This window comes from Actinomycetospora chiangmaiensis DSM 45062 (assembly GCF_000379625.1).
Classification (GTDB): Bacteria; Actinomycetota; Actinomycetes; order Mycobacteriales; family Pseudonocardiaceae; genus Actinomycetospora; species Actinomycetospora chiangmaiensis.
The window spans coordinates 504,356-520,312 of the sequence record NZ_KB903217.1 but is presented as its reverse complement, the minus strand read 5'-3'; the positions used below and the strand labels follow the sequence as shown (position 1 = coordinate 520,312).

General features: G+C 72.1%; 15 protein-coding genes. 5 read left to right on the top strand and 10 right to left on the bottom strand.

The window, feature by feature from the left end; all coding sequences use genetic code 11:
* Positions 1 to 16: 16 nt before the first annotated feature.
* The 7 genes from groL to dinB form a co-directional block, all read right to left on the bottom strand.
* Positions 17 to 1,702 (bottom strand): chaperonin GroEL, encoded by a 1,686-nt coding sequence (gene groL / locus A3CO_RS0102615; protein WP_026204221.1) that lies wholly within the window; start codon positions 1,700 to 1,702, stop codon positions 17 to 19.
* A 133-nt stretch (positions 1,703 to 1,835) separates the two neighbouring features.
* Positions 1,836 to 2,159 (bottom strand): MmoB/DmpM family protein, encoded by a 324-nt coding sequence (locus A3CO_RS0102610; RefSeq protein ID WP_051085835.1) that lies wholly within the window; start codon positions 2,157 to 2,159, stop codon positions 1,836 to 1,838.
* A 68-nt stretch (positions 2,160 to 2,227) separates the two neighbouring features.
* Entirely contained in the window at positions 2,228 to 3,415 is a 1,188-nt protein-coding gene (locus A3CO_RS0102605) for a ferritin family protein (RefSeq protein ID WP_018330675.1), read from the bottom strand.
* Positions 3,416 to 3,423: 8 nt separating this feature from the next.
* Complete coding sequence (locus A3CO_RS0102600) at positions 3,424 to 4,470, bottom strand: NADH:ubiquinone reductase (Na(+)-transporting) subunit F (RefSeq protein WP_018330674.1); 1,047 nt, start codon at positions 4,468 to 4,470, stop codon at positions 3,424 to 3,426.
* A gap of 196 nt (positions 4,471 to 4,666) precedes the next feature.
* Entirely contained in the window at positions 4,667 to 6,319 is a 1,653-nt protein-coding gene (locus A3CO_RS0102595; RefSeq protein ID WP_085942306.1) for a ferritin family protein, read from the bottom strand.
* Between the two features lie 73 nt (positions 6,320 to 6,392).
* A complete protein-coding gene (locus A3CO_RS0102590; protein ID WP_018330672.1) occupies positions 6,393 to 7,319 on the bottom strand; it encodes an IclR family transcriptional regulator in 927 nt (308 codons plus the stop codon).
* A 413-nt stretch (positions 7,320 to 7,732) separates the two neighbouring features.
* Positions 7,733 to 9,004: a DNA polymerase IV gene (gene dinB / locus A3CO_RS0102580; protein WP_051085834.1), complete on the bottom strand. Its 1,272-nt coding sequence runs from the start codon at positions 9,002 to 9,004 to the stop codon at positions 7,733 to 7,735.
* Between the two features lie 38 nt (positions 9,005 to 9,042).
* Between dinB and A3CO_RS0102575 the strand changes: the two genes are divergently transcribed.
* From A3CO_RS0102575 to A3CO_RS29730, 5 genes are all read left to right on the top strand, one after another.
* Positions 9,043 to 9,582, top strand: a complete 540-nt coding sequence (locus tag A3CO_RS0102575) for a DUF2505 domain-containing protein (protein ID WP_018330669.1) — start codon at positions 9,043 to 9,045, stop codon at positions 9,580 to 9,582.
* On the top strand, positions 9,582 to 10,691 hold the full coding sequence (locus A3CO_RS0102570) for a nuclease-related domain-containing protein (protein WP_026204218.1): 1,110 nt from the start codon (positions 9,582 to 9,584) through the stop codon (positions 10,689 to 10,691). Before A3CO_RS0102575 ends, A3CO_RS0102570 begins: the two co-directional genes overlap by 1 nt.
* The gene (locus A3CO_RS0102565) at positions 10,679 to 11,740 is read left to right on the top strand and encodes a spore photoproduct lyase family protein (RefSeq protein WP_018330668.1); all 1,062 of its coding nucleotides are present in this window, start codon (positions 10,679 to 10,681) and stop codon (positions 11,738 to 11,740) included. Before A3CO_RS0102570 ends, A3CO_RS0102565 begins: the two co-directional genes overlap by 13 nt.
* Positions 11,730 to 12,917: an MFS transporter gene (locus A3CO_RS0102560; protein ID WP_026204217.1), complete on the top strand. Its 1,188-nt coding sequence runs from the start codon at positions 11,730 to 11,732 to the stop codon at positions 12,915 to 12,917. Before A3CO_RS0102565 ends, A3CO_RS0102560 begins: the two co-directional genes overlap by 11 nt.
* 147 nt (positions 12,918 to 13,064) lie before the next feature.
* Positions 13,065 to 13,589 (top strand): GIY-YIG nuclease family protein, encoded by a 525-nt coding sequence (locus A3CO_RS29730; protein WP_018330666.1) that lies wholly within the window; start codon positions 13,065 to 13,067, stop codon positions 13,587 to 13,589.
* A gap of 123 nt (positions 13,590 to 13,712) precedes the next feature.
* Here A3CO_RS29730 and A3CO_RS0102550 read toward each other — a convergent pair whose 3' ends face one another.
* Genes A3CO_RS0102550 through A3CO_RS0102540 form a run of 3 tightly spaced genes read right to left on the bottom strand, consistent with a single transcriptional unit; the run spans position 13,713 to position 15,907 of the window.
* On the bottom strand, positions 13,713 to 14,042 hold the full coding sequence (locus A3CO_RS0102550; protein WP_018330665.1) for a TraR/DksA family transcriptional regulator: 330 nt from the start codon (positions 14,040 to 14,042) through the stop codon (positions 13,713 to 13,715).
* A complete protein-coding gene (locus tag A3CO_RS0102545; protein ID WP_018330664.1) occupies positions 14,039 to 14,989 on the bottom strand; it encodes a diacylglycerol/lipid kinase family protein in 951 nt (316 codons plus the stop codon). The genes A3CO_RS0102550 and A3CO_RS0102545 overlap by 4 nt, the downstream gene beginning before the upstream one ends.
* A 51-nt stretch (positions 14,990 to 15,040) precedes the next feature.
* Complete coding sequence (locus A3CO_RS0102540) at positions 15,041 to 15,907, bottom strand: NAD(P)H-binding protein (protein WP_018330663.1); 867 nt, start codon at positions 15,905 to 15,907, stop codon at positions 15,041 to 15,043.
* Positions 15,908 to 15,957 lie beyond the last annotated feature (50 nt).

Here is a 15,957-nt window from a genome sequence, read left to right as displayed (position 1 = left end):
GGGGTTCCTGTTCCGCTCAGCCCACCGAGGGGCCGAGGCCCAGCGACTGGGGTGTGCTGGAGTCCGGGGAGGGCTGCGGGATGCCTTCGTCGAGGGGGCCGTACTCGGTCATGAGCGCCTTGTTCCAGGGCGTCTGCTCCTCGGCCACGAGCGAGTTCGTGGTGAGGATGAGACCGGCGACCGACGCGCCGTTCTGCAGCGCGGAGCGCACGACCCGCAGCGGGTCGATGACGCCGAGCTCGACCATGTTGCCGAAGCGTCCCTCGAGGGCGTCGAAGCCCTCGTCGACGCCCATGTCGCGCACCTGCTTGACCACGTCGTGGCCGTCGTAGCCGGCGTTCGTCGCGATGAGGTAGGCGGGCTCGGAGAGCGCGGCGCGGACGATGTCGCGGCCCGTGCGGTAGTCGCCGTTGACCTCGACGCCGTCGAGGACGCTCTCGGCGTGCAGCAGCGCGGCGCCGCCGCCGGCCACGATGCCCTCGGCCATCGCGGCCCGGGTGGCCTGCAGGGAGTCGTCGACGCGGTGCCGGATCTCCTTGAGCTCGGCGTTCGTCGGCGCTCCGACCTGCAGGATCGCGGCCTTGCCCGAGAGCCGCGCGATGCGCTCGTTGAAGAAGTCCTCGTCGGTGCCGATCGTGCTGCGGTCGCGCTCGTGGGTCAGCTGCTGGACCCGCAGCTCGCGGGCGGCCGGGTCGCCCTGGCCGCCGATGATCGCGGTCTGGTCGCTCGTCGCGCGGACCTGCGTGGCGCGGCCGAGGTGTTCGGCCCCCATCTGCTCCAGCGAGAACGCCGAGGCCTTCGAGTGCACCTTGCCGCCGCAGAGCGAGGCCATGTCCTCGAGCAGGTGGATGCGCTTCTCGCCGAAGCCCGGCGCCTGGATGCAGGTGACCTTGAGGTGCCCGTTGACGTGGTTGTGCACCAGCATCTGGAGGGCCGAGCCCTCCACCTTCTCGGCGATGATCACCAGGGGCCGCGGGTCGCGCATGATGCGCTCGAGCACCGGCATGATCGACCGGACGTCGGAGATCTTCTCGGCGCTGAAGAGCAGGTACGGGTCGTCGAGGACCGCCAGCATCGAGCCGGGGTCGGTGACGAGGTAGGGCGAGACGTAGCCGTTGTCGAACTCGAAGTCCTCGACGAAGTCGACCTGCAGGCCGTGCACGGGGCCGTCGTCGACGGTGATGACGCCGTCGTCGCCCACGGTGTGCAGGGTCTGGGCCACGACGCGGCCGATCGACTCGTCGTCGTTGGCGGAGATCGAGGCGACGCGCGAGAGCGACTCGACGTCGTCCACGGCGTGGGCCACCGTCGCCAGGTGGTCCACGATCTTCTGCACGGCGATGTCGACGCCGCGCTTGACCAGCACCGGGTTGCCGCCCTGGCCGATGGCCTTGAGGCCCTCGCGGACGATGGCCTGCGCGATGACGGTGGCGGTGGTGGTGCCGTCGCCGACCACGTCGTTGGTCTTGACGGCGGCTTCCTTCAGCACCTGGGCGCCCATGTTCTCGAACTGGTCGCGCAGGAAGATCTCGCGGGCGATCGTGACGCCGTCGTTGGTCACCTCGGGCGTGCCGGTGATCTTCTCGAGGATGACGTTGCGACCCTTGGGGCCGAGCGTCGACTTGACGGCCTCGGCGAGCTGGTCCACTCCCGCCTGCAGGGCCTGACGAGCGTCGGCTCCGAATCGCAGTTCCTTGGCCATGGCCTGTAAACCTTTCGTCTGGGATCGGCGTCGGGCGTGAGTGGGAGGGATGTCGGGACCGCCGCCCGGCGATCTCCCGCGACGAATGTCGACGGGCGGCGGTCCGACGTCTAGCGGGTGGGAACTGCCGGGATCAGGATTTCCCCACCACGGGCGGGAGCATGTCGCCGATGAATTCGGCCGCTTCCTCCATGTTGCCGAACATCACGGTCCGATCGTCCATGTGGACCATCTTCCCGTAGTGCGTCGACATGTTCTCCTCGAATTCCGCGGCGTCGTAGAAGCCTTCCTCCTCGCCGAGCGCCTCGGAAATCTCGTCGTAGACGAAGTCCATCCGACCCTTGCAGTCGACGCGGATCATCGCGGGCAGGTGCGTGACCGTCACGTTCTCCTGGCGGTCCATCACCTCGGCCACGACCACGCCGATCTGGTTGTTCATCAGGGTCACGCCGGCCATGCCGGACTCGGAGTTGTCGACCTTGAAGGGGCTCTCGCCGCCGAAACTGGGTCGCGTCGTCGACTGGGTCACTGGGAGAGCTCCTTCGGTGCGTCGAGGCCGAGGTCCGCGAGAATCCCGGCGAAACGGTTCTTGGCACGGTCGAGGGAGTCCTCGAACCGCGGCGGCTTGGCGTCGGGCTGCGACCACAGCGGCTGGAGCTGGCGGGCGGCCTCGAGGCACTGCGGCACCCAGTGCGAGAGCCAGCCCTGCATCAGCTGCTTGTTGTGGTCGGCGAACTCCCGGTCCTGGGTGAGCAGGCCCATGCAGGCCTGGGTCCAGCGGAGGTCGCGCTGCGCGAAGTCGTACTCGCCGGCGCCCATGACGGTCGGGGTGACGTAGTCGCCGTTGCCGGGGGCCGCCTGCTGCACGAGGTTCGAGCGGAAGAGCTCACCGAGCAGCGGCTCGAACACGATGTTCGTGCCGAAGATCATCTCGCCCCAGTCGTCGTCGACCGCGGTGAGCGCCTCGGCGACCTTGCGCACGCCCTGCCACTCGGCGTCGTTGTTCCACGCGTCGAGGTGCGCGGCGCCGTCGAAGCCCTCGACCTCCTCGGTGAGGGTGAGGTTGTAGAGCGCGAGGTCCTGCGCGAAACGGATCTTGTGCTCGCTGTTCACCGCCATCGCGGTGTTGTGCATGTTCGTGGGGCCGGAGCGGTTGCACGCGGCGAAGACGTAGAGCCCGAAGATGTGCTCGATGTGCATCCAGGCGCCGACGTGCCGCTCGACGAAGCGCACCCAGTTCTGGGTCCACTGGTCGAACGCCTTCGCGTTGCGGGCGTTCTCGACGTTCTGACCGATCTGGCGCTCGACGTTCGCGTTGTAGCGATACATCGTGAGTTCCCACTCTTCGTTGGGATCCCGGAAGTCGTGCCAGCCGTGGGCGGGCCAGTCCTGCACCGGCTTGCCGCCGGACCCGGGGCCGCGCTCGGGCTCGGGCTCGTCGACGCCCCAGGCCTTGAGCTTGGTCCAGTTCAGCGGGTAGCCGCGCGAGCCGTCGGCGAAGCCGTAGATCCAGCCCTGCGTGAGGTAGTGCCGCGGGTCGGGCTGGACCTCGACGGTGACGTCCTCGTAGTGGGTCTGCTTGCGCTTCGCGGGCTTGTAGTAGTTGTAGCGCCGCGCCGAGGGTCCGGAGTCGGGGAACTCTTTCGCCCCGGCCTCCGCATCGGTGAATGTCGGCTTCGGAACGCTTCTCGCGCTGTTCTCGGTGGTGGTCATGTGTCGCCCTACTCCTCCGGCTCTCCGGTCGTGGTGAACTTGTCAAAGAAGATGTTGCGTTCGTCGACCCCGCGTTGGTTCAGCAGTGCGATCGCCGCGTCCACCATCGGCGGCGGCCCGCACACATAGGCATCCCTCCCCTTCAGATCGGATTCCTGCGTCCGGACGGCCTCGGTCACGAGTCCCGTCAGGCCGTCCCAGCCCTCGCCCTCGTGATCGGAGAGGACGGGGATGTACCGGAAGCCCGGGAGTGTGGTCTCGAGCTCGCGCAGTTCGTCCTCGAAGCAGAGGTCGTCCTTCGTGCGCGCGCCGTAGTAGAGCGTCGCCTTCCGGCCGGTCTCCTTCTCCGCGAGCGCGCGGAGCAGACCGAGCAGGGGCGCCATGCCGGCCCCGCCTCCGACGAAGATGATGTCCGAGGTGCGGTTCTCGCGGAGGGTGCAGGTGCCGAACGGCGCCTCGACCTCCAGCTTGTCCCCCGCCTGCACCTCGTTCGACAGGAACTGCGAGAACAGGCCGTCCGGGTAGATCTTGATGACGAACTCGAACCGCCCCTCCCGGTTCGGGGTGTTCGCCATCGAGAACGACCGGCTCTCACCGGAGTCCGGCAGGATGAAGTCCATGTACTGACCGGGGAAGAACTTGATGTCCTCCCCGGCCACCTGCTGGACGACCAGGTGGCGCATGTCGTGGGTGACGGGCTCGTTGGAGATGACCTCGACCGTGCCGCGACGCACCGGGAGCCCGGAGCGCAGCACCTCCTCGTCGTAGTTGAGGAGTTCGATGACGAGGTCGTCGTAGGCGTGGGCGCGGCAGAGGAGCGTCTGCCCCTCCTCGCGCTCCATGTCGGGCAGGGCGAAGGTCGAGTACCGATCGAGTTCGATCTCGTCCATGTCGCCCTCGAGGACGAAGGACTTGCACGCGGCGCACTGCCCTTCCTTGCACCCGTGCATGAGCTGGACACCCTGCTCGAACGCGGCGCGCAGGATCGTCTGGTCCTCGTCGACCTCGATCTCGATGCCCACCGGTTCGAACCGGACGAGGTGCTTGTCACCCATCGGATGAACTCCTGGAGAGAGGGGTTGGCGGCTCCACCCGGTCGGGGACGGAGCACGGCCGGGACCGGAACTGCGGGAGGAGAAGCGGGAGGTCCGCGGCGGGATCGACGCACCTGCCCGGAGGACGCCGCAGGGGACCGGGATCACCGGCCCCCCGCGGGTTACTGCTCGTCCGTCGACGGACTAGGACAACGGATCAGGACGTGGCGTTGGCCGGACGGCCGGCCGGGCCCTGAGCGTTGTAGTCCGCCACGAACGCCTCGCGCTCCGAGTCGCTCATCTCGTTGAGGATGACGTTCGGGCTGGCCACGTGCGGCATGCGCCGCATGTGGTCGAGCGTCCACATCTTCTTCGGGTCGAGGTCCAGGTGCGGCTGCGCCGTGAGCGTCTTGCCGTCGTCGCGCACGAAGCCCATGTCCTGGATGACGTCGGCCCAGTTCCAGCCGTGGTACAGCGTCTCCCACTCGCGGTGGCCGACGAGCTTGCCCATGTTGGGCGTGTCGCGACCCTCGTAGGTGGGCCGGAACGCGACGGCGTCGGTCCAGCGGCAGGCCTCGTGGCAGTAGGTGCGCCACTGGCCGTCCACCTTGTCGACGACCATGTCCTCACGCACCAGGCAGGGGACCATGCAGGTCCAGCAGCGGTGCGGGTACACGTAGTCGACGTCCTCGGCGACGATCGCGTGGTGGCCGTTCGGCCGCGAGAGCCGGTTGTAGTTCTCCCACCACTTGCCGTACCGGTCGTACCAGCCCGGGTACTTGTACTCGAACCACTCGAAGTCCTCGTCGGTCATGCCGTCGATGCGCCAGTAGTTGGCGACCCAACCGGTGGCGAAGAACTGCGCGACCTCGTGGACGTAGCCCTTGTTCCAGATCTGGTTCCACGACTCCTCGATGAGGTCGTGGGGGATCACCAGGCCGTACTTCTCGAGCGGCAGCAGGTAGGCCCGGTAGTAGTCGTCGTAGATCCAGCGACGCCACATCTCCGCGTAGGACTCGCGGTCCTTGCGGCGGTCCTTGGTGCCGTACTCGATGAACGTGCCGATGGCGGCGTCGACGACGCGGTGGTTGTTCCACCACGCGTACCGCAGGTCGCGCTCGAGGAGCTGGCGGTTGTCCTCGTCCGACAGCGCCATGAGCAGCGTGGCGTAGCCGTTCGAGATGTGGCGCGACTCGTCGGACTGGACCGAGTGGAACACCGTCGGCAGCAGGTAGTCACCGTTGGCGGCCGCCTCACCGGGCATGGCCACGAACAGGGTGTTCGTGAAGGCCGTCTCGGCGACGATCGTCAGGTAGATGCTGGCCGCGGTGATCGCGTCACCGGTGATGAAGCCCTCGGCGAACTGCCGCCCGATCGTGCCGCAGTAGTCCGAGTGGAAGTTCCGGAGGGTGTTGTTGAACCCCGCCGGGTCGATGTAGTTGTTCATGTACAGGCGCTTGAGGTTCTGCTGGATCGTCGAGTGCCTGACCTCGTCGATCATCTGGATCGCCTGGCCGTTGTGCAGCTCCGGGTTCGGAACCGCCTGGAACAGCATCGGCATCGACCGCGCCGCCGAGATCTCGGGCAACGGGATGATCGACAGGAAGAGCTTCTGCCACTCCAGCCAGCGCTCCTGCACCTGGCGGAACATGTTGCCGCGGATCGCGCCGTCGGACGCGCCGTAGACGCGGTTGTCCTTCTCCTCCTGCATGGGGAAGTAGGACCGGAGGACCTGCTTCAGCGGGTCCTTCTTGGCGGCCTTGCGGAAGGTGTAGTCCGTGCCGTATTTCATGTACGGCTCGTGGTACTGCGGCTCCCAGGAGAGTTCCTGGATTTTCTGGTGAGCCTTCGCCAAGCTCTGACGGCTCATGCTTTCCTCCTCGGAAAGGGCTGATGTTCTTCGTCTGGGTCGTGCGGGTGGACCGCGGTGCGGTCCGGGTGAGCTACGCCGGCCTCACCTCCTCGTCGTCGGTCCGGACGGCCGCGACCCGGGCCCGCCACTCGCGCATCGCGGTGGCGGCCACCTCCCGGACCGCGGTGGTCAGGGCGTCGCCGTCCTGGGCGAACCGCCGGGCCGGGCTGGAGACCGCGATGCTCGCGGCGACCCGGCCGTCGGGGGCGACGATCGGTGCGCCGACGCAGCAGAAGCCCTCGGCGAACTCCTCCCGGTCGACGGCCACGCCGTCGCGGCGCACCCGGGCGAACTCCTGCTCGAGCCCGGGCGTCGTGGTGATCGTGGTGGCGGTGAACGCCGTGCGGTCGGGCTGGGCGAGGAGCAGTTCCTCGATCTCCGAGGAGGTCGCGACCAGCGCCTTCGTCACCGCGAGCGCGTGGGCCTGGGCGACCGGGATGCGCTCGCGCAGGTCGGGGATGCGGGCCAGGCCCTGGTGCCCCCGGGCGTCGACGATGACGGTCGCGTCGCCGTCCCAGCGCGCGAGGTAGGACCGCTGCCGCGTGCGCCAGTACAGCTCGGTGACCGCGTCGGCCAGGCTCTCGGGCAGCTCGTAGCGGCTCACCGGGTCGTCCTCGCGGCGCAGCGGGCGCAGGCCGTCGGCCACCGGCTCCGGGGCGTTCGGGGTCTCCCCGTCCTCGGTGGTGTCCGCGTCGGTGTCCTCGGCCGTGCCCCACGGGTCGCCCCACGGCGGGGCGTCGCTGAGGCGGTACACCCCGGTGTGGCCGTCGCGCCGGGCGTAGCCCTCCTGGCACAGGGTGTTCAGCAGGTACCGCGCGGTGGCGGAGCTCTTGCCGATCTCGGTGCCCAGGCCCTCGGCGGTGACGCCGTCGCGGGCCGCCGCCAGGTAGCGCAGGGCCGCGAGAGCCTCCGCGGCGGTCTTGAGGGAGCGGCCGCCGGAACGGGTCTGGTCCGACATCGCGTCTCCTCTCCGCCGACGGTGCTACCGGGTCACGACGACCCGGTCGGACGGGCCCGCTGTGGTGGGGGGCCCGGTGGCCTCGCCGGAGCGGTGCTCCTCGGCGAGACCTGGGTCACTGAACGCGGCCGGAGGGTCTGTGGTCAACATCACCGTTTGGATGTGCAGATGCTGCACATCGCCGTCGAACCCGCCCGAATGACCGTTCGTCGCTGGTCAGGCCGGTAGAGCGGTGCGACGAGTGGGTACTGACAGCAGTTGGTGTCTCAGACGGAGACACCCGCAGGCCGAGATCCACGCCGTCTCGCGAGGTTCTGCACCACGCAGGTTTCGGGCCGTTCCGGCCTGCCCGACGTCACGCTCGCGGCAGCTCCGGGAGACCCGACCCGGCCCGACCCGTCGTCGGGAAGGGGTCACTCGTGCTCGGGCAGGACCGGCACCGAGACCCCCGGGTCGCGGCCGAGCTGCGTCGCGCGGCCGACCGCCGCGGAGCCGAAGCGGGCGCGGACGGCGTCGAGGGCGGAGTCGAGGGCCGCCGGGTCGCGCTCGGGTCCGGCGCCCGCGAGCGCCGTGTGCGGGTCCTCACGCTCCTCGAGGGGGAGTTCGAGCTGCTCGCGCCCGTCGCGGTCGAGGTTGGCCAGCGACAGCCCGATCAGCGTGATCCCCTTCTGCAGGATCATCGTCATCGCGTCATCGAGCAGCTCGCGGGCGGCGGCGTCGAGCGGTGCGGTGCGGTCGGTGGCGGTGCGCAACGTGTGGGACCGGGTGGCGCGGGTGAAGTCGCCGAACCGCAGCCGGAGCACGACGGTGCGGCAGGTACGGCCGCCGTCGCGCAGGCGGCGGGCGAGCCGGTCGACGATGCCGGCGAGGATCGTGTCCAGCTCCTCGGGGCTGCGGCGGCGGTTGCCGAGCGCGCGCTGCGAGCCGATGGAGCGGCGGGACACGCCGGGCGTGACGCGGCGCGGGTCGGAGAACGTCGCGAGGGCGTGCAGGTGGTGCCCGGCCGCGGGGCCGAGCAGGGACACGAGCGCGGACTCGCCGAGGTCGGCCACGTCGGCGACCGTGTGGATCCCCATCCCGTGCAGCTTCGCGGCCGTCACCGTCCCCACGCCCCACAGCCGCTCGACCCGCAGCGGGTGCAGGAACTCGCGCTCGGCGTCCGGCTCCACCACCAGCAGCCCGTCGGGCTTGGCGACCCCGCTGGCCACCTTCGCGAGGAACTTCGTCCGCGCGACCCCGACCGTGATGGGCAGCCCCGCCTCGGCGAGCACCCGACCCCGGAGCCGCGCCGCGATGTCGCGCGGGCTCCCCACGAGCCGGGCGAGGCCTCCCACCTCGAGGAACGCCTCGTCGATCGACAGCCCCTCCACCAGCGGGGTCGTGTCCCGGAAGATCGCGAACACGTCCTTCGACGCCGCGGAGTACGCCTCCATGCGCGCGGGCACGACGACGGCGTCGGGACACAGGGCGCGCGCCTGCCGGCCGTTCATGGCCGTGCGCACCCCCGCGCGCTTCGCCTCGTAGCTGCAGGCCAGCACCACGCCGCCGCCCACGAGGACGGGCCGGCCGCGCAGCCCGGGATCGTCCCGCTGCTCGACCGAGGCGTAGAACGCGTCGAGGTCCGCGTGCAGGATCGTGGCGGCACCCGGAGATCGCCCCCCGCTCCCGACGCGCGCGTCCGACACGAGGTCCAGTGTGCCCCGGCCGGGCACAATGTCCTGATGTGACGACCCGTCTCCAGGCCGGCCGGGAGTACCACCACCCCGTCGCCGCCTTCGCCCGCGCGCTCGCCGACCCGGACTTCCACCGGGCCCGGCTCGACGCGGGCGGCGGGGGCGAGGTGGAGCGCCACGAGGTGCACGGCTCACGCCTGGAGGTGGTGGTGCGCCAGCCGGTGCCGACCGGTCAGGTGCCGCCCGCGATCGGGCGGCTGCTGACCGGCGGACTGGTGCTGCGGCGCACCGAGCGATGGCACTTGTCGGACGATCGGTGCGCGGGCACGGTCGAGGTGAGCGTGCCCCGGGCGCCGGTCCGGGCGGAGGGGACGATGTCGGTGGACGGCGTGGGTGGCGACCCGACGGCCTGCGTGCTCGACGTGGACGTGGCCGTCTCGGTGACGATCCCCTTCGCGGGGGTGTTCGTCGAGGGCGCGGTGGTCGACGGGGTGCGGCAGCTGACGCGGATCGAGCACGACAACATCACGCGCTGGCTCGACGGACGGGCCGGGGCGAACGGAGCGACGGGGTCGGGGGTCGAGCCCTGATGCCGGCCCGCCGCAACCGTCTCGGACGGGGGGACAAGGTCGTCGTCATCTCCCCGTACGGCAGCCGCCTCGGCGACTACGACCTGGAGACCGGCGAGGTCAGCGACGTCCCGCCCGCCTTCCGCGCGACGTTCACCGCGGAGCTCGACGAGTGGCTGGCCGCGCACGGCCTCGACCCCTTCCCCGGCTTCGGGGAGGACGGGGCACCGCTGCGGCCGCCGAGCCGACGGCGGCGCATGCGCGACACCCTGAGCTTCCCGCGGCCGCGCGGCACCGGCCCGGACCGGGACGCGCCCGCGCGCGAGGCGGAGCCGATCCGCCGTCCGGCGGCGGCGTTGGAGGCGGGCGTGCCGACGCCCGCCGGCGGCTGGTCGGCGGACTCCGCCGACGGCTACCGCTTCGACGCGTTCGACGACGGCGGGCCCCGCGCGGCCGGGCACGGACGGAGCGGGCAGCGCCCGGCGCTGGACTGGGTCGATTTCGCGCGGTACACCCCCGATCACGGCCTCGCCCGGCGGGCCGCCCAGGCCCGGCGGGAAGGACGGCGCGAGGACGACGTCGCCCTGCGGCGGCAGGCCGACGCGCGCCTCGAGGTGGCCCAGTCGCTGAGCCGGGAGCTCGCCGCACCGGTGTCGACGCGGCTCGGGCGCGCCGCCCGCTGGCGGATGCTGCACGGGATCGACCTCGTGGTCGGCCGCGAGACGGTGACCCTCGACCACCTCGTCATCTGCCCCGGCGGGGTGTTCGTGCTCGAGGACCGACCGCAGCCCGGCTCCAAGGTCCACGCCTCCAGCGACGGCCTCGAGGTCGACGGGCAGCACGTCGACCTCGCCCGGATCCGCACGCTCGGCGAGGAGGTCGCCGACCGACTCGCCGAGGGGATCGCGCTCGCCGCGGGCTTCGAGGAGGTGCTCAACCCGCCGGCGGTCACACCCGTCGTCGTGGTGGTCGGCGCGACGATCGTGAACCACAGCCGCCCCCGCGGGGTGATCGTGACCCGCGCCGGCGACCTGGCCCGGGCGCTGCGCAGCCGCGGCGACCGGCTCACCGCCGCCGCGATCGAGGAGACCTACGCGGTGGCGCGCCGCTCGGACACATGGACGGGCTAGACCTTCTCGACATCCGCACGGTCTGGGCCGAGCCCGCGTCGCTGTGCTCGATGCGGGGCCAGGAGGTGCTCGCCCGGTTCCCCGACGCCGAGGTCCGCGAGGTCGACTCCCACTGGGCCATCCCGGAGCTGCACGGCAACGCCGGCAACGTGTCGCGGTGGGTGCGGGTCAAGGCCGAGAACCTCGTGCTCGGCGAGAAGAAGTCGCTCGCGGTGCGACCCAACGGACGGTCCGCGGACTTCATCGCGCCGTCGTCGGCGAACGGCTGCGCGATGGCCTGCGCCTACTGCTACGTGCCGCGCCGCAAGGGCTACGCGAACCCGATCACGGTGTTCACCAACGTCGACGCCATCCTGCGCGCCGTCACCCGCCACCTCGCGCGGACCGGCCCCAAGCCCGAGCCGAACCAGTGCGGCACCGCGTGGGTCTACGACCTCGGGGAGAACTCCGACTGCTCGGTCGACGCGCTGGTCAGTGACGCGGTCGCGGACGCCGTGGCGCACTTCCGGGGGCTCGCCGGGGCCCAGGCGTCGTTCGCGACGAAGTACGTCAACCGCGCCCTGCTCGACCTCGACCCGCAGGGCTCCACCCGCGTCCGCTTCTCGCTCATGCCGCCGGAGGACGCGCAGCTGCTCGACCTGCGGACCTCCTCGATCGACGAGCGCATCGGCGCCGTCGACGACTTCCTGACGGCGGGCTACGAGGTCCACCTCAACTTCTCCCCCGTCGTCCTGCGCGAGGGCTGGCAGCGCCGGTGGGCGACGCTGCTCGACGAGCTGACCGACCGGCTCTCCCCCGCGGCGAAGGCCCAGGCGGCGTGCGAGGTCATCCTGCTCACCCACAACGAGGGGCTGCACGAGGTCAACCTGGGCTGGCACCCGAAGGCCGAGGACGTGCTCTGGCGCCCGGAGGCGCAGGAGCGCAAGACCTCCCAGAACGGCCAGGACAACGTGCGCTACCGGGTGGACGTCAAGCGCCGGGCCGTCGCGCGGATGCGCGAGCTGATCGGCGTGCACGCGCCCTGGCTGACGGTCCGGTATGCCTTCTGACGTCGTCACGGTCCCGGTCGACCGCAGGGCCCGGGGCGCGGTCATGGCGCTGTTCGCGGTCAACGGCGCGACCTACAACTCGCTGGTCCCCCGCTTCCCGACACTGCGCGACGGCCTGGGGCTCTCCGACGCCGAGCTCGGGACCGCCATCGCGGCGTTCCCCGCGGCGGCGCTGCTGGTCGGGGTGCTCGCCGGACCCCTGATCGCGCGGTTCGGCAGCGGGCGGGTCGCCGCGTCGATCTCGCTGCTCGGCGCCCTGCTGCTCCCGCTCGTGGCGGTGGCGCCGGCGTGGTGGGCGCTCGCGGCGGTGCTGTTCGTCCTCGGGGTCACCGACGCGTGGACGGACGCGGCGATGAACGCGCAGGGCCTCGTCGTCCAGGGCCGCTACGGCCGCTCGATCATCAACGGGCTGCACGCGACGTGGAGCGTGGCGGCGGTCGGGGCCGGGCTGCTCGGGGCGGGGGCGGCCGGGCTCGGGGTGCCGATCGGGTGGCACCTCGCAGCGGTCACGGTCGTCCTCGTGGTGACGTCGGCGGCGGCGTGGGTGTTCACGGTCCCGGACCCGCCGCACGACCTCGAGGAACCCTCCGTGGGCGTCCGCGCGGTGCTGCGGTCGCGGCCCGCCGTCGTCGGGCTGCTCGCGATCGCCGGGCTGATGGTGTGCTCGGGTGCGGTGGAGGACTCGTCGGCCTCGTGGGGCGCGGTGTACCTGCGCGACGACCTCGGGGCCGGTGCCTTCGTCGCGGGCCTGCCCTTCGTCGCGTTCCAGGTCTTCATGACGGTGGGCCGGGTCGGCGGCGACCGCGTGGTCGACCGGTTCGGGGCCGTCCGGATCGCCCGGCTCGGGGCGCTCGTGGCCGCGGTCGCACTGGCGGTGGCACTGCTCGTGGCGCACCCGGTCGCGGCCGTCGTCGGCTGGGCGGTCGCGGGGCTCGGCGTCGCGACCCTCTTCCCGCTCGCCTTCGCGGCGGCGGGCGACGTCCCGGGGGTGCGCGCCGGGGACGGCATCGCCGTCGTCGGGTTCCTCGCCCGCCTCGGCTTCCTCGTGACCCCGCCCCTGATCGGCGGGATCGCGGACGCGTCTACGGTCGGCACGGGGCTCCTGCTCGTGCCGGTGGCGGCCGTGGGCGCGGTGGTGCTGGCGGGGTCGTTGCGGGCCCGGACCGCCGCGCCATGACAGCGAAGCGTCGTTGCTGTCATCCAGTGGCAGGATCTCCACATCCTCGCCGACCCTCGTCGTGACAGCGCGTCGTTGCTGTCATCCAGTGGCAGTGACGTCACACCGTCGACGTCGCGACCCCGTCGGCCACGGCAGACTCGCGCCGTGACCCCCGACGAGGCCGCCGCCCTGCTCGCCGCCACCCCCGGCGACCTCGACGCGACCGTCGCCGACCTCCCGGGCGCGCCCGGGCTGTACGCGTGGTGGACGACCACGCCGCTCGGCCTCGGCGGCGCGGTGCACGACGGCCGGACCCTGCTCGACGTCGGCGCCGCGCGGATGCTGCGCAACCGCATCCGCCGTCAGGACCTCTACCGCACGGGCGTCTCCCGCCTCCGCCGCGTGCTGGCCGGCCTCCTGCTCGAGGAGCTGTCGCTCGCTCCGACCTGGGCCGCGGAGGTGGTGCTGCCGAAGGCCGACGAGGAGCGGCTCACGGCCTGGATGCACCAACGGATGCTGCTCACCGCCCTTCCCGACGACAGGTCGGCGGACCTGCTCGGGCCCGTCGCGGCTCGCCTCGGGGAGAGTGCGATGGCGTCGGACACGGCGGGGCGGGCGGAGGAGCGGTTCGTCGCCGCGGCGGGTGACAAGCCGGTCCGGCCTGCCGGGGAGGTGTTCCGGCGGCCCTGACGGAGCCGGATCCCCGGCGTCCAGTGCCCGCAGTGACGCATTGCCGGCACCGCGCCCGACGAAGTGGCGAACCTGCCACTGGATGACAGCAACGACGCTTCGCTGCCACAGAGGAAGGGCCGATCAGGCGTGCCGCACGCACCGCCGGGCGGCCGGGCGGGCCTCGAGGCGTTCGCCGGGGATCTCGCGGCCGCACACCTCGCAGATCCCGTACGTGCCCGCATCGAGCCGGGCGAACGCGGCGTCGATCTCGGCCAGGTCGGCGCGGGCGAGGGCGAGCAGGGCCTGCGCCTGGGCGCGGTCGTAGGCGACGGTCTGGCCCTCGGGGTCGTGCTCGTCGTCGCCGGAGCTCGAGGACGCGGTCTCGACGATGTTCGCGACCTGCGCCTCGAGCGCGGTGATCCGGGCGCGGGTCTCGTCGCGGGCGAGCCCGAGGTCCTCGGCGGCGCTCACCGGACGGTCGCCAGGGCGCCGGGGACGAGGGTGATCGCGACGGAGGTGTCGGCGGGCAGGGTGATGACCTCGCCGTCGAGCTGCAACGGCAGCTCCTCGATGGTGCGGAAGCGCAGGTGGCGCGCGCTCGGCTGCCACCCGAGCCCCTGCCACGCGGCCCGCAGCCCGGTCAGCAGCAGCCGGAACCGCCCGCGGTGCGGGATCGAGACGATCTCGAAGCGGCCGTCGGCGGGGTCGCCCTCGGAGAGGCGGGCGTACTTGGCCATCTCGGAGAGGTTGGCGACGATGAGGCTGTCGTAGCGGCGCCGCCCCAGGTACTCGCCGACCCCCACGCCGTCGCGCGACTCGCCCTCGAACGCCTCGAGCTCGATCTCGAAGGGGCGGAAGCGGAGGAACTCCCGTGCGGTGGTGATGAGCTCGCGGACCGTGCCCTTCCCGTGCTGCTCGATCGCCAGCGCGACGACGGGCGTGATGCCGAGGCCGATGTAGGAGTGGGCGTAGCGGGTGGTGCCCGACCCGATGTCCAGCCGGAGCACGTCGAGGTACTCGACGTTCCGCTCGGCCACCGCCTCGGCGAGCGGGCGGCGGCGGGTGACGCGGCGGTGGTCGTTGGCGTTGCCGGCCGAGGTGACCGCGACGACGGTGCCGGTGCGGTGTCCGTCGCCGCCGGCCATCGCGCCGTCCACCACCTCGTTGTAGCCGCCGTCGCCGGACACCGAGACCACGAGCGGCCGGAAGGTGCGGGCCGCGCTCTCGGCGATCCGGCGGGCGTGACCGGCGTACTCGGTGGGGACCAGCTCGACGTCGAGGTCGGGCGCGAGGGCCCGCAGGTCCCGGGCGAGCGTGTGCGCCTTTCCCTCGCCGCCCCCGGTGCTGTGCGGGTTGTAGACGAGCAGGACCTGGCGGTACGGGGGATCGTCCGGGGCTGACCCGGGCGCGGCGCACACGAACCGGACAGTACCGCCGCGCCTGCCCCCACGGACGGAGGAACGCCCTGGTCAGGGGGTGACGAGTGCCGCCCGCACGGCCTGCTCCACCACCTGCGCCCAGGGCTGCGCCGGACGGCCCAGCAGCCGGGCGAGGTCGTCGCCGGGAACGGTGAGCAGGCCGGCCGCCGCGCCCCGGTCGCTGTCGGCGAGCATCTCGGCGACCCCGGCGGGCAGGCCCGCCCCCACCAGGACCGCGGTGTAGTCCGCGACGGGCAGGTCGGTGTAGGTGACCGGCCGGCCCGCGGCCCGGCCGATCTCCGCGGCCAGCTCGCCGCGGGTGAACCCGGGCGCCCCGAGCTCGAGGACGTCGCCCGCCGACGCGCCGCCGGTCAGGGCGACGACGGCGGCCTCGGCGAAGTCGGCCCGGCTCGCGGCGTCGAAGCGGCCCTCCCCGGAGGCGCCCACCATGCCGTGCTCGAGCGTCGTCGGGAGCGCGCCGAGGAAGTTCTCGACGTACCAGCCGTTGCGCAGCCGCACGGTCGGCAGCCCGGCGTCGGCGAGCAACCGCTCGGTCGCGGCGTGCTCGGGGGCGAGGACCAGGTCGGACGTCTGCGCGTGCAGGATGCTCGTGTACGCCACGAGCTCGACGGTGTCGGCGGCCGCGAGGGCCTCGACGACGTTGCGATGCTGCGGGAGCCGGGCGCCGTTCTCGCTGCCCGACACGAACAGCACGCGGGTCGCGCCCGCGAACGCCGCCGCCAGGGACGCCGGGTCGGTGTAGTCCGCGCGACGGACGTCGACGCCGCGGGCGGCGAGGTCCCCGAGCGCCTCGGCACGGCGCCCGGTCGCGCGGACCTGCGTTGCGGGCACCCGGGTGAGCAGCGACTCGACGGCGAGGCGTCCCAGGGCTCCGGTGGCTCCGGTGATCACGTACACGGCTTCTCCTTCGGCAGGCGGGGTCACTGCCCCGGTCAACTGGCCCCGTC

Bases quoted from the DNA above. Each gene is read 5' to 3' on its own strand.
- A3CO_RS0102600 (WP_018330674.1), bottom strand. From the start codon at position 4,470: ATGGGTGACAAGCACCTCGTCCGGTTCGAACCGGTGGGCATCGAGATC.
- A3CO_RS0102570 (WP_026204218.1), top strand. From the start codon at position 9,582: ATGCCGGCCCGCCGCAACCGTCTCGGACGGGGGGACAAGGTCGTCGTC.
- A3CO_RS0102590 (WP_018330672.1), bottom strand. From the start codon at position 7,319: ATGTCGGACCAGACCCGTTCCGGCGGCCGCTCCCTCAAGACCGCCGCG.
- A3CO_RS0102560 (WP_026204217.1), top strand. From the start codon at position 11,730: ATGCCTTCTGACGTCGTCACGGTCCCGGTCGACCGCAGGGCCCGGGGC.
- groL (WP_026204221.1), bottom strand. From the start codon at position 1,702: ATGGCCAAGGAACTGCGATTCGGAGCCGACGCTCGTCAGGCCCTGCAG.
- A3CO_RS0102605 (WP_018330675.1), bottom strand. From the start codon at position 3,415: ATGACCACCACCGAGAACAGCGCGAGAAGCGTTCCGAAGCCGACATTC.
- A3CO_RS0102595 (WP_085942306.1), bottom strand. From the start codon at position 6,319: ATGAGCCGTCAGAGCTTGGCGAAGGCTCACCAGAAAATCCAGGAACTC.
- A3CO_RS0102565 (WP_018330668.1), top strand. From the start codon at position 10,679: ATGGACGGGCTAGACCTTCTCGACATCCGCACGGTCTGGGCCGAGCCC.
- A3CO_RS0102610 (WP_051085835.1), bottom strand. From the start codon at position 2,159: ATGGCCGGCGTGACCCTGATGAACAACCAGATCGGCGTGGTCGTGGCC.